Annotated in this window: 7 protein-coding genes; 2 read left to right on the top strand and 5 right to left on the bottom strand. The window is 43.7% G+C overall.

The window, feature by feature from the left end; genetic code table 11:
* Nucleotides 1–15: 15 nt before the first annotated feature.
* From ACE01U_RS10150 to ilvD (ACE01U_RS10140), 3 genes are all read right to left on the bottom strand, one after another.
* A complete protein-coding gene (locus ACE01U_RS10150; protein ID WP_395579388.1) occupies nucleotides 16–1,314 on the bottom strand; it encodes a hypothetical protein in 1,299 nt (432 codons plus the stop codon).
* Between the two features lie 71 nt (nucleotides 1,315–1,385).
* A complete protein-coding gene (gene ilvD, locus ACE01U_RS10145; protein WP_395579387.1) occupies nucleotides 1,386–3,071 on the bottom strand; it encodes a dihydroxy-acid dehydratase in 1,686 nt (561 codons plus the stop codon).
* A 367-nt stretch (nucleotides 3,072–3,438) separates the two neighbouring features.
* Nucleotides 3,439–5,268 (bottom strand): dihydroxy-acid dehydratase, encoded by a 1,830-nt coding sequence (gene ilvD / locus ACE01U_RS10140; RefSeq protein ID WP_395579386.1) that lies wholly within the window; start codon nucleotides 5,266–5,268, stop codon nucleotides 3,439–3,441.
* A gap of 461 nt (nucleotides 5,269–5,729) precedes the next feature.
* Here ilvD (ACE01U_RS10140) and fmt point away from each other — a divergent pair, with 461 nt between their 5' ends.
* The gene (gene fmt / locus ACE01U_RS10135; RefSeq protein ID WP_395579384.1) at nucleotides 5,730–6,692 is read left to right on the top strand and encodes a methionyl-tRNA formyltransferase; all 963 of its coding nucleotides are present in this window, start codon (nucleotides 5,730–5,732) and stop codon (nucleotides 6,690–6,692) included.
* Nucleotides 6,689–7,996 carry a 16S rRNA (cytosine(967)-C(5))-methyltransferase RsmB gene (rsmB, locus tag ACE01U_RS10130; protein WP_110974722.1) on the top strand — a complete coding sequence of 436 codons (1,308 nt, stop codon included), beginning with the start codon at nucleotides 6,689–6,691 and terminating at the stop codon, nucleotides 7,994–7,996. The genes fmt and rsmB overlap by 4 nt, the downstream gene beginning before the upstream one ends.
* 109 nt (nucleotides 7,997–8,105) lie before the next feature.
* On the opposite strand, the gene ACE01U_RS10125 is transcribed toward rsmB, so the two are convergent.
* Both ACE01U_RS10125 and ACE01U_RS10120 read right to left on the bottom strand, forming a co-directional pair.
* The gene (locus tag ACE01U_RS10125; RefSeq protein ID WP_395579383.1) at nucleotides 8,106–8,657 is read right to left on the bottom strand and encodes a hypothetical protein; all 552 of its coding nucleotides are present in this window, start codon (nucleotides 8,655–8,657) and stop codon (nucleotides 8,106–8,108) included.
* Nucleotides 8,657–14,671, bottom strand: a complete 6,015-nt coding sequence (locus ACE01U_RS10120; RefSeq protein ID WP_395579382.1) for an SdrD B-like domain-containing protein — start codon at nucleotides 14,669–14,671, stop codon at nucleotides 8,657–8,659. Before ACE01U_RS10120 ends, ACE01U_RS10125 begins: the two co-directional genes overlap by 1 nt.
* Nucleotides 14,672–14,710: the final 39 nt, after the last annotated feature.

Below are 14,710 nucleotides of genomic sequence, written 5' to 3'. Positions count from 1 at the left end.
AATACAATAAACCGTTTAACCTTGCTGTTCATCAGCACTATCTGCTTTGTACTGGTCTTCCAGTACGTTACTGAAAATACTTTCAATCATCCAAACCCGATACAGACTATTAAAGACATAGCTCTGACCATCAACACGCAGTTCAAGCACGGGAAAATCGGGTTGAGACTTCATTTCACACAAGATATCGTTTTCTTTGAGCTTGGTCTCTACATTGTCAACACTCAACGCTGTAATATCGAGCTCCTGCATCAACTGATCAAAATGTGCTTTATAAGATAAATCCTTACCTTGAGTCCAAACCGTTTTCAATATCCGATACATGGCATCAATACGTTGCTCTTCGGGCACACTATAAAATAACTGTGCCATCGCCAAAGTTGCCACTTGGGTCGGGCGACAAAACGGCGTGAACTGTACTTCTGTTCGCTTAGACAACCGCGTTGCCAAACTCCAGTCAAACCAGTCTCGACCATGATAACTCAGTGGGTAAACATTAAGCTGAATATTATAATAATCTGCCAGCTCTTCTTTGATATAAGCCAACAATAACCATGAAATCGGATCTTCAAGTGCAACGTATAAATCCAACTCAGGATCGAGTGCCTGAATTTCATTTAACTCTTCCGCATCACTAATCAAATGCTCACGCCAATCTATATGATTGATTAAGAAAATCGGATTATCGGTAAATAGTTTTTGTTGTTTTAAACGACGGGTTAAACGTAGTAGATCATCAACAGCATGATATTGGCGGTCACCGAGTTGAAAGTAGCTCGCCAGCACCACATCATCATTAAAAATACGTTCTGGAAAGTTTTGCTCCTGATGATGACGACTGGCCATCGCATATAAAGTCCGCAGTTTCCCCTCTTGCTTTTGCCATAACATATGAAACACGTCTTCGAGCAAATACAAAAAGTCCTGCCCACGTAGCGGCGTAAGTCGCAAAATAGTTTCTGCTTGGCTTAATGCCTCTATACTGGGTTGCTCCGGGGTTTCATGAAAACTAAAACGGTGCTGACGCGACAGAATTTTGGCATCATTTAAACAATAGGTCTGCCATTCCAATGCTGACATCTGATTTGGCGGTTCAGCAGCCTGACGAGAAATGACCACCGTCAATGGTTTTAGTTCATCCGCTAAAATTTCTTCAATTTGGGGTAACTGCTGAACGGCTAAATAGCTGTATACATCGTCGAGGCGTAAATGAATACTCAAGCCTTGTTCTGTAGATACGACCGTTTGACGAATCGGTTTTTGGTAAAACCAACGCGATCGAATCGGATCGAACCATCGACGCAACAGTGACATGAGCAAAGCCTCTACATTAAACCCTTGAAAGTACTACAAGGGTTTATATCAATTCACAGCAAAATGATCAATTAGACATCTAAATTTAGATCAGTTACCGCGCCTTTTTCTGCGCCAGTGGTCAGTTTTGCAAACTTGGCCAAGGCCCCATAACGATAATTCGGCTGCGGTTTCACCCAAGCCACTTGACGTGCGGCGATCTCATCTGCCGAAACATGCCACGTCATTTCGCGGGTTTCTGCATTAATCGAGATTTTATCGCCATTTTGCACCAAACCAATTGGCCCACCTTCATAGGCTTCTGGGGTTACATGACCAATGACAAAGCCATGACTGCCGCCAGAGAAACGACCATCGGTGATCAGGGCCACAGATTTACCGAGACCTTTACCAATAATCGCTGAGGTCGGTTTCAGCATTTCTGGCATACCCGGCCCACCTTTAGGCCCTTCTCCACGAATCACCACCACTTCACCCGCTTGAACCTCACCGTCTAAAATGCCGCGCATCGCGCCAATTTCACCTTCAAAGACACGCGCTGGCCCTTCAAAGTACAGGCCTTCTTTACCCGTGATTTTAGCCACAGCACCTGTTGGAGATAGGTTACCTTTAAGCACCACCAAGTGAGAGTCTTTTTTAATAGGCGCGTCGAAGGGTAAAATAATCTGCTGACCTTCAGGGTAATCTTCCACCTCCGCCAAATTTTCTGCCAAGGTCTTGCCCGTTACCGTTAAACATGAACCATCGAGCATGCCAGCATCTAACATCCGCTTCATCAGCGGTTGAATACCCCCAATCGCAATCAGCTCAGACATCAAATATTTGCCAGATGGGCGCACATCAGCCACCACGGGAATATCTTGCCCGATACGGACAAAATCATCCAAACTCAGTTCAACCCCAGCAGTATGTGCCATTGCCAGTAAGTGCAGCACGCCATTGGTCGAACCACCCAAGGCTATTAGCACTTTAATCGAGTTTTCAAATGCAGCTTTGGTCATGATATCGCGTGGTTTCAAATCTAAGCGCAGCAAATTCATCACCGCTTCGCCTGCTTTTTGACAGTCGATCCGTTTGTCATCTGAAACTGCTTCTTGTGCAGAGGAGCCCGGCAAACTCATGCCCAAGGCTTCAATCGCAGAAGCCATCGAGTTTGCAGTGTACATACCGCCACATGAACCCGGCCCCGGCAGCGCCACTTCTTCAATCTGTTTGACTTGAATGGCACTGATTTCACCTTTGGCGTGCTGACCCACTGCTTCAAAGACTGAAATCATGTCAGTATGCCCTGCGCCCGGCTTGATTGTCCCACCATAAACAAACAAACCTGGACGGTTTAAACGGGCTAAGCCCATAATACAACCCGGCATATTTTTGTCACAACCACCAATGGCAATCACCCCATCATAGGCTTGACACCCCACCACGGCTTCTATCGAATCAGCAATAATTTCACGGCTCAGCAATGAATACTTCATGCCTTCAGTGCCGTTAGAAATACCATCTGAAATGGTGATGGTATTAAAAATAATGCCTTTGCCGCCAGCTTGATTGACCCCTTTCTCAGCCTCACGCGCCAGTTCATTAATATGCATATTACACGGCGTGACATTGGCCCACGTAGACGCAATACCGACAAACGGACGGGTAAAGTCGGAATCTTTAAAGCCTGTTGCACGCATCATGGAACGTGCAGGCGCATTTTCAATGCCCTCATAAACAGGAGCTGAATGTTCGCGGATATTGTCTTTACTCATTGTATTTGTCCTTAGCGATGGCTGCGTATTGCTCTACAGTCTTGGCAATTTTTTCTGTTTTTATTGTATAGAAAGCAGGCTACACATGAAAGCGACTCGCTAGGTATTACATAAACCCATTTATTGTTGTTTTACCCAAATCAAGTCACATGATGAAGCGACATGGATGTCGCTGTTTCACTGTATGGCAGGGATGCCATATCAGGGAAACAAAGGCATTTTGTTACTTTTGTACCATCAAAAGTAAAACCTCATCTACGCAATAACAGAGCAAATCGTACTGTAAAATGCGACTGTACTATTTTCATCAATCAATAAAAAAGCACCCCAAATGGAGTGCTCTTTTTAATCAGTCAAAGACTAGCGATTAAATTTCACGAACCGCACCTTTAGACGCACTGGTGGTATGCATCGCATAAGCTTTTAAGGCTTTAGAGACTTTACGTGGACGCTGTTCAGCAGGTTGCCAGCCTTTAGCTTCTTGCACTTCACGGCGCGTAGCCATGGTTGCCTCATCCACAGCTAAGTGAATGGTACGGTTTGGAATATCAATCTCGATACGGTCGCCATCTTCAACCAAGCCAATCGCACCGCCTTCAGCTGCTTCAGGAGACACGTGACCAATAGATAGACCCGATGACCCACCTGAGAAACGACCATCGGTAAGTAAAGCACAATCCTTACCAAGCCCTTTCGACTTTAAGTAACTGGTTGGATACAACATTTCCTGCATACCCGGACCACCACGTGGACCTTCGTAACGAATCACTACCACATCGCCAGCAGTGATTTTTCCACCGAGAATCTCTTCTACCGCAGCATCTTGGCTTTCAAAAACACGTGCGGTGCCATTGAATTTCAAAATGGAATCATCCACACCTGCTGTTTTGACAATACAGCCTTCAAGTGCAATATTTCCATACAGGACAGCCAAACCACCATCTTGAGAAAAAGCATGTTCCACATTACGAATGACGCCATTGTCACGGTCACCATCTAAACGAGAGTAGTAACGGTCTTGTGAAAATGCCGTTTGCGTCGGTACACCGCCCGGTGCTGAACGGAAGAATTGATACACTTCTTCATCTTCTGTACGGATGATGTCCCACTTATCCAAAGCATCTTTTAGCGTTTTTTCATGAACGGTCGGTACAGATGTATCCAACAATCCTGCACGATCTAATTCGCCCAAAATCGACATGATGCCACCTGCACGGTGTACATCTTCCATGTGTACATCTTGTTTTGCAGGGGCAACTTTACACAGTACAGGCACTTTACGTGACAGACGGTCAATATCTGTCATGGTAAAATCAACTTCTGCTTCATTCGCAGCGGCCAATAAGTGAAGAACGGTATTGGTTGAACCACCCATTGAAATATCAAGGGTCATGGCATTTTCAAAGGCAGCTTTAGTCGCAATTGAGCGTGGCAATAAGCTGTAATCATTTTGTTCGTAATGACGTTTGGTGATTTCAACAATCAACTGACCTGCTTTTTCAAATAATTTTTTACGATTCGCATGGGTTGCTAAAGTTGAACCATTGCCTGGAAGTGATAGACCCAAAGCTTCGGTTAAACAGTTCATTGAGTTTGCAGTGAACATGCCTGAACATGAACCACAGGTCGGACATGCTGAACGTTCATACTCAGCTACTTCTTCATCAGTAAAGCTGTCATCTGCTGCGACAATCATGGCATCGACAAGGTCAATCGCGTGTTCATTGCCACGAATTTTCACTTTACCCGCTTCCATTGGTCCGCCAGAGACGAAAACCACAGGAATATTTAGACGCATAGACGCCATCAACATGCCCGGGGTGATTTTGTCACAGTTTGAAATGCACACCATGGCATCAGCGCAGTGTGCATTCACCATGTATTCCACCGAGTCTGCGATTAAGTCACGTGAAGGCAATGAATACAACATGCCGTCGTGTCCCATCGCAATCCCATCATCGACCGCAATGGTATTAAATTCTTTGGCTACACCACCTGACGCTTCAATTTGACGAGCCACCAGTTGACCTAAGTCTTTAAGATGAACGTGACCTGGTACAAATTGAGTGAATGAGTTAACCACTGCAATAATCGGCTTACCAAAGTCTTCGTCTTTCATCCCCGTTGCGCGCCATAAGCCACGCGCACCCGCCATATTTCTTCCGTGTGTCGATGTTTTTGAACGATAGTCAGGCATTATATTTTCCAACAAAGTGTGCTTGAGATGAATGTGCACATTCACTCTGGCTAAAATCTGAGTTCGATGAGTGTCAAGCAGTTAAACATAGCATCTCCGTATTCTTTCCCAATATCGTTTCTAGGCATCTCGACCGAAAACAGATCAGGCATCTAGGCTAGACACTACATTTTAACCAATGAGTTGACATTCAATTGCATATTGAAGCTACTATAACCCGTTCACTGACCTTTCAATACAAAACTTCTATGAATAATTTTTAAATTTTGCATGAGTTTTATTTATATAAAATGCAAATCCCCCCTTGATCTGTGCCGAATACCCGCAACTTTTTTCTTCATAAAAATATTAATACATCATTCATTTAGACGGTCTTAGTCAGCTTTTTATAATGGTAAAATCAGTAACTGCTCCAGTTTTGTTATAATTGATCTAATCTTGTCATTTTTTTCGAGTCTTTATTGAAAATCATCTTCGCAGGCACGCCCGAATTTGCGGCTGTAGCCTTAGACGCGTTGCTAAAAACAGAACATGAGATTGTCGCGGTCTATACACAACCTGACCGTAAAGCAGGTCGTGGGCAAAAACTGACTGCCTCAGCCGTGAAGCAGCTGGCTTTAGCGCATCAAATTCCTGTCTATCAACCACTGCACTTTAAGTCTTCAACGGAAGAGGGTTTGGCGGCTCAGGCTGAACTCAAAGCCTTAAATGCCGATGTGATGGTCGTAGCTGCCTATGGTCTTATTTTGCCACAAGTGGTTTTAGATACGCCGAAATATGGTTGTCTCAATATTCACGGTTCACTCCTGCCGCGTTGGCGCGGTGCTGCCCCGATTCAACGCGCAATTTCTACTGGAGATGCAGAAACTGGGGTCACCATTATGAAAATGGCGGCAGGCTTGGATACGGGCGATATGATGTATAAAACCTACTGCTCAATTGAAGCCACAGATACCTCTGCAAGCTTGCATGACAAATTGGCGATTCAAGGGGCAGAAGCTATCGTTAAAGTGTTGGCCTCTGAAAGCACATTACAGCACCATTTAGAGCAACGTGAAGTACAAGACGAAGCGTTAACAGTTTATGCGCATAAGTTGTCAAAAGCAGAAGCGCGTATTGATTGGTCATCAACTGCAGCGCAAGTCGACCGTAATATTCGTGCCTTTAACCCATGGCCTGTGGCATTTATTGCACTGGATGAAAATAATAATTTACGCGTTTGGGGTTCTGTACTGTCTACAGAACCCCCCAAAAACCAAACCGCTGGCAGTATTTTAGCCATCGACAAACAAGGCGTGCATGTCGTGTGTGGAGATGGACGAGCGGTGTGTTTAACCGCACTACAATGGCCAGGGGGTAAAACGCTTAACCCTGTACAAATCCAGCAAACTCAAAAATTACAGGTAGGACAAGTTTTCGCATGAGTAAAATTGAACCCGGCACGTCTCACCTAAACCTACGTGCGCAAGTGATTCGCACACTTTTAGCTGTACAACAAGGTCAGTCTTTAGCAAGCGTGCTTCCTCAGCATTTGCTTAAAGTCGCCGATCGTGATCGCGCACTTTTTCATGAGTTAGTTCTCGGAACATTGCGCCAATGGTACGGTTTAAAAAGTATTACCTTGCCACTCTTGGTCAAACCGCTGAACAATGAAACAGTTGAAACCTGCCTCTATGTAGGCCTGTATCAGATTTTATGCACCCGTGTTGCAGACCATGCAGCAATTTCAGAAACGGTGACTGCGGTCAAACAGCTCGGCTATCAAGCCTTAAGTGGTGTTGTCAATGCAATTCTTCGCCGTGTTTCACGTGAAACATCTGAATTTCAACACAGCTTAGAACAAGCACATGGCTTACCTAGCTGGCTATTTAAGCGCCTGAAAAAAGATTGGGGCGTCGACACACTTGAACAGCTTTGCCGTGACTTAAAAGGTGTTGCACCTCTAACCTTACGCACCAATGAGCGCGTGGTCAGCCGTGAAGAATACCTCGAAATTTTGACTGAAGAAGATATTGATGCTCATGCCTGTCAGCTGTCTGAAGTAGGGATTGTTTTAGAACAAGCTGTACAGATTCCTGCACTCCCAGGATTTGAGCATGGTGGCTTTTCCGTTCAAGACGAACATGCGCAGCTCTGTGCAACGCTTTTGCCCAACTTAGATGACAAATTCGTCGTTGATGCTTGTGCGGCACCTGGTGGCAAAACAGCACACTTACTGGAAAAATATACACCGAAGAAACTCATCGCACTTGATCAGGATGCTAAACGGTTAGTCCGTGTGGCTGAAAACCTAGAACGGCTTGAGCTCAACCAATTCACCGAGGTTGAAATTCTCGCGGCCGACGCAACGACTTGGGAAACATCTGAACCTGTAGATTGCATCGTTTTAGATGCTCCATGTTCAGCCATTGGAGTGATGCGTCGCCATCCTGATATTCGTTTACTGCGCCAATCTACCGACATCCAGCAAACGGTTGAACTACAACAGCAGATCTTGGAACAGATGTGGAAACAGCTGAAAGTCGGTGGCACCTTGTTGTATATCACCTGTTCAATTTTAAAAGCTGAAAATGAACAGCAGATGCAACATTTCTTCGCACAACATGCAGATGCCACAGAAGTGAAAATTCACGCAGATTGGGGTATTGAGCAGATTCACGGTCGTCAGCTTTTCCCGACACCTGACCATGGTGATGGTTTTTATTATTGCCGTATTGAAAAGATTTAAATAAAAAAGGAGCCAAAATGGTTCCTTTTTTATTGTGATGAAATACAAATCCCCATGCCAATATGCACCGTAATCTTCGCGTTTTGTCTTGTTATAATATCGACCAAACTTAAAGCGTACTGCAGTTCTCAGACAAATAGATCGCTTGATCCATCAGACGCTCTGCTGAAGCAAAAATCTCACGCGAATGACGCCAACCCAATTGACGGTATTCAGCAGCGGCCCAAACCAAATTCACTTCCGCTTGTGCCAGTTCTTTATAGGCACACTGAAACCCCGTTTGTACTTTGATACGTTCAGCGCGCGTCCATAAATCATGACGCATGACTTGAGAAAACGGCAGTATTGCTGTTTCTACACTTAAATTTGCACGCTGATCTGCATATAAAATGTCTAAGACCTGTTGGTAAATCAATTCAATATTTTGACGCTTCGCTTTTGCACTATAGGCATGGTCAGCATAGCTCAGCCACGCTCGCGCTTTTTCTAACTGATATTTTTCTTTTATATCCGTTGCTTGCCCAAATGCACTTTGTAATTCTACATGCACCTGCTGCTGCGAAGCCTGATAGGTTGAAGGAACTGGGGCTTCGTTAGCATGTGTCAGCACAACACCTACTGCTGTCAGCCATAACAGATGCTTAGTCGCGACTCTCAACATTATTTTGACTCCAAAGCTTTATTGACTGAGGTTTTATTTTTATTAAATAAGTTTTCGTCAAACTTGAAGCGGAAGCGGAAATATGCGCCATCCATCGTTGTATCACTATCAATTAAATCTTTATCTTGATAGCCAACAAAGTTATACCCCCCAGAAACCCAAAGATTCGCTGCCAGTAGATAACCGACTTCCACTCCAGCCATATATTTGGTTCCATCCGAAACACTATTCCACATTACTCCAGCATTGACACCTGCATCCCAACGCTCATTAATGTCATACATAAACCGACTGTTGAGCATTTGCGTCATACCACTGGTTTGTAGAAGATCATAGGTTTCATCAAGGTATTTAACAGCATATTGCCCTGATAAATGAATAGAACGTGTTGGGTGATAATTCATATGATGAGACATGATATAAACATTACGTTCATACGGATCATCAAGCGTTGTTTCATTCTTTTCATAGCGATATTCAATTTTGCTCAATGAGTCAAAACGATTGGTCGCCAAATCACGATATGCAGCACCAACCTGAACACGATCAATGATGCGATCGCCAGAGTCCGCAGACTTATTGTCGGTAATGTTCAGTACATTCTTAGCCAATAAAGTCACTTCGTCTGAATACTTGTACGCGGTACCTAAAGTATTTAAATAACTATCACTTTGATTCGACCAACGCCCTTCTATGCGTGCCACATTTTTCCAGCGTGGATTAGACAGATGTTCAAAGCCGAAGGTTGCCGCAGTTGACTCTAAAGAATTTTTATTTTCACCCTCAAACACTTTCACTTTTTCAAAGCTGGTATTAAAGAATAGGCCTTCTTTGAGCTGCCAACGGTTACGCACCCCCATCGCGGCTTCAGCTTCACGTGCACTCATACCATCACGTACACGGTATTCACTGAATACTGAGCCATCACGCATGTATTCGCTGTCTAAACCAAAAACAGTCGTATTACGTTTTTGCGTGTCATTGAGTTCGTATAATCCACCAATACTTGAAATGAACTCATGGCGCGCATAGGCATGAATATTTTTATAGACTTGAGCATCACCACCAACAGCAAATACACGGCGGTCGCTATCAGCGATATCTTGCTCATATTCTAAGAAAGCACTTGAGCCATCAAAAGGGAGCGCTGTTTTCAATTTAGCGCGAACCGTAGTGCCGTCATACGGCGTTTCAACACTTTGCGTTGAAGCACTCGCTGCACTCGCCGATTCGTTATAATACCGTGTACCCAGTTCCAAGCTCACTATGCGGTTAATTGCTTTTTCAATTGATGCACTGACGCCATAACGAATACCTTCATTGGCAATATCTTCAGTCCGTACTGCTTCAACACGTAAAATCCCAAATTGATCTAAACGTGCATTCAGTTTCACTGCGCTTTCTTTGCGTCCTGAACTAATCGAAGATGCGGCGTTACGGAAGTTTTCATCCGCCTGTTGATGGTAAGCCCGTAAATCAACCTTGTCATTTTTGTAATCAAGTTCAACGCGAGCTGCGGTGCCATCGCCAGATTTGTCTGTACTATTTGATGCATTCACATCGGTTAATTGATCAAGGTTTAACGCATCGTGATCAGAGTAGGCATATTCCGCAATGAGTTTAGTTTTATCATTCCAACGAATCACGGTATTGGCACTGGCAATTTTCTCTTGATCCATTGGATCATCATTTTGCACATAAGAACCACCCACCGTCACTTTATCATTCAGCTTATAACGACCATTCACACCTGCAACTGTATATTCTTTACCACCTTGGTCAGACTCAACCGTGATACGTAAATAAACAGGGTTCAGGTTCTCATCAATGCTGCTTAAAGGTGAGGTCAGGTAAAGACTGTTGGTATAGGTATCAACTTCATAGTCACTAAAACGGGTTAATGTGCGCTGTGAAATAATCAAGCCAGGATTGTTACGATCACGGACTATCACTTCCACTTTTTCACTATTTTCTAAAATATCGTCACTATCTATACCCAAAGAGTACGGACCAGAAACCCCCATTGCGCGCAATTCATTCACGATTTGCGTTGCATTGGTACGAGCTGCAAAACCAGAAACTTGGTAACGCTCCCCTTCAGCAGTAGACTTCAGACCTGTCAATGAACGGCTATACTGACCCAATGAAAGCCCTTCATCGTTTTCTGTACGTGTAACATAGTCACCATACATCGCATAAGAGCGGCCTTTATCTACACGGACATAAAGTTTACTGGTAGATTGCGCATCAAAACCTTTGGCAGATGCATCACCATACACGGGATAATATTCATCTGGACGAATATCACGAAATAAGCGCTGATTATTTTCTTTGCTTGAGTCATAAGCCAAAGTCAGTAAATAATCCCCACGCACTTTTCCTTTCAGGAACAATGCGGCGCGACCACGAATGGCCGTTTCACCATCGCCTGAACTGGATAAATCATTCAGTTCTTCTTCAAAGCCATCTTGAGTCGAGCTTTTCGACAGATTTTTTGGGTCGAACTTATTCAGTGCAAATGAACCTTCGATAATCCCGGCAACTAACATTGGACGCAGTTCCGCCAAGAAATGTACAGGTACAGTCTGTTCATAAATACCACTACGAATACGTAGCACACCTGAACCCGCTTCCAATGGCGCGAGTACTGGAACAACAATAGAACCGCCTTCTGCAAAAACTTGAATACCCGGTTTATCAGGGTCTAAATCTTTGAGCTGAATCGTGCCTACCGATGTTTCTATAGTGATAGGGGTACGCGTTGCAACAGGCGTGCCATTACGATCCAGAATCTTCACTACAACTTGATAAACGTCCTTACCATTGGCATAGACCACTTGCTCTACAGACTGTGTGGCCAATTGGCTCATTGCATCGGGTGCAATCACAGTCAATTGCTGTTGGTCACGTAAATTGCCAAAGCTGTCGTACTGACGCACAGAAACCGTATTTTTTCCTGCCGTAAGTGGCACACCAATAAAATCTAAACCCGCAACGCCATGCTCTTGATAGGTGGCTTTTTTACCAATGCGTTTTTCCGAAATTTGCTCGTCATTGACAAACAAACGGATATCCGTACCTAAAGCCCCTTTCACCTGAATGGTGGCTTGTTGGGCTGGCAAGACTTGTTGTTCTTTTAGATTCAAAATGGCAAGTTGGTTCGATTCAGAACGTTGTAATTCCTGTTCTAAATCTAAAATTACGGGCGCTTTAACTGGTTCAAGCTGAACCGTTTTCACATCTTTAATCTGTTCTTTTTTATATTCAATATTACAGTTTGCCGAAGCTCCAGAAGCACTAATACAACCACTGGCAGGTTGACCTTGAACATCGGTCACATAACTACTGAGCGGATCTACCGTTAAGTCCTGACGTAAAGTTTGTTCAAGTGCATCCAGTTGCGCATCAATTTTGCTACGGCGTGCCTCAATTTGTGTAGCCAAAGCTTGGCTACATTCACCCGCAGTATCCGCAATCGCAAAATCGGCACGGTGTAATTCGCCACGTTTTAAATCGACAAAACGGCTGGCAGGATCACCGGCTTGACGGTTACTAATCAGTACCAATTCAGCATTATTCGGTAAAGTGGTATTGTCGACTTTCAGCACATGCGTAATGGGCTTAATGCCATAGAAGTTATATTTCCCTTCACGATCAGTGACCACAAAGTTCCCATCTTCCATGTAAATACGAACGCCCGGTACACCTAGCTCACCTGCATCTTGCACACCGTTGCGGTTACAGTCAGTAAAGACTTTACCCACCACAAAACCATCTGGACTAAATACTCCAGGCGTAACCTTAACCGCCGCACGTGCTTCATTTGAAGTCGTATTTTTATTGTCCTGCGCATAAACACGGTTAATCCCATCGCCACTTAAAGCATTTGGGCCAATGTATACACGGTATTGAATCTTCGCTTCTTGTTTCGGTGTCAGTGTCCCTAAACCTAAAGTTAAATAAGGACCTTTGCCACCCTGTGGGTCATTACTCTTTTGACCATTGACACGCGTAGTGCCTGATACATACACAAAGCCACGTGGCAGAGTGTCTTTCATATCGACATCATATAGCGTTGAGTCACCCATATTGGCAACCGTTACCATATAATCTTTAAAGTCACCAATTTCAGCCGTTTTATCGCCCACCACTTCTTTCTTGATGACCAATTTGTCATTAATTGGCGTCACAATATCAACAGGGTCAATTGGGATATCAATATTAAGTGCCGCATCACCCGTTTTTAAGGTAAAGTTTCCGCCATAAGACCATGACGCATCAACTACGCGATTGTTAAAATTGTTATATACCGTTTTATCGCTGGTAAATTTATAACTGGTTCCACCCGCAATCGTTGAAGTGTCGATATATAAACTATAAGTACCATTCTCGACATAAGGATAAACAAACTCACCATCGCTATTGGTGACTTGCGTTGCAGGAATAGCAACTTTGTCCCCTGTCGTTTCATCTAGTTTATAAGCGACATTGTCAGCAGGCTTACCATTGGCATCCAATAATGTCACGGTTGCACCCGCAACAGGTTGATTGGTTTTCGCGTCAAAAACCACACCATATGGATCAATCAACACATTGGTATCGACATCACTGATGCTGGCCGTAGAATTACCATTTTCATCTAAACAATCAGTTAAACTCACCAGCACTTGATCGCGCTTAACCGTCTGTAAAATTTGGTCATTTTGTATTGCAGTTGCAGATTCCTGCGTTGCTAAAGAGAACCGAAATATGCCTGTATTGATACCTGTTTCAATACCTTGTACGTATTCAATATCACCCGTTTTCGTCGACTGAACTTTAATTTTAACTTTATCGGCACTGCTACGTGTTGCATTACACATGGCACTATTTGCTGCGATATACAACGGCTTGCTTAAACTACCTGTTGCTAAAATACTGGAATAATCTTTGCTGTTATTACTGATGGAAGAACTTCCCCCCACAGTCGTCACGACTTCATTCGACAGCGTTTTTTTAATATTTGAAACTAAGCCATGCTCGACACTAAAGATATTGGAAATCGAGGTACGACTAATATTCGAGTTCATGGCCACAACCAATTCGACACTTTCAGTCGCATTGGCTGCTAAAGCCTGCGGATAAGCCACCACCAAGGTATTGATGAGTGATTTATCGTTCGGAATCTGCTGGGTAAATTTATCTTGCCCTAATGGATATAAAATCAAGGCATTGGAATTATTTGCTTTTACCGATTTAAACGTGGTGTTGGCAGGTAAATCATCTAATAACACCACTGCATTGATGGTCTGTCCATCGACCTCAATCGGTTTTGTACCCGAATTACGTGCAGAGGTATTTTTAATATTTAAGGTATAAGTTAAATCGTAAGACTGCCCAGCTTGTGGTTCAAAACTGCTTTTATTTACAGATTTGGTTGCGATGAGCTGTGGCAAGAAACTCACCAATCCATTCACTGCATCAGCAACTACTGTAGGCTCTTGAATGACATAAGCACGAAGTGGCAGATCAACGTTTTGACTGTCTTTTAAACTAGTTGATGAGTCTGCAACGACCCATAAGTCAACTTTTTGACCACTTTCTAAAGTGAGATGCCCCGTTACCAATAAGTCTGAACGATCAAACTCACCATTTTGGTTACTGTCGACATATATTTTTATATTGGATAATTCTGCAACCAAAGTAGGATCAATTGAAATCTCGGCTTGCGCATTACTATGGTTGGTTAACGTATTTAACCAAATGACTTTATCACCCGCATTGATTTCTTGTCGCGCAGGTGAAGTCAGACTAATCACGTACTGTGGTGTAATCGTGACTTGAACAGTATTTGAAACGGCCTGACCAATCAAACCGTCCCTTTGTACAAAACTTGCATACGCAGTATTGGTAATATTTTGCCCAGCAGCAGGCATCACAGCATAAGCGTGATTTACCAAAGCCATAGCGGTCGCTAAGCTTGAGAAAATAAGCTTGATCTTATGATTCTGTAACGGCTGAACTCGTTTAATCACGAAAATACCCCAATACCGAGCAAAAGCAAGTGAATGGGA

The organism is Acinetobacter halobius (assembly GCF_044130335.1).
GTDB lineage: Bacteria > Pseudomonadota > Gammaproteobacteria > Pseudomonadales > Moraxellaceae > Acinetobacter.
This window is presented reverse-complemented; position numbering and strand designations above follow the sequence as displayed.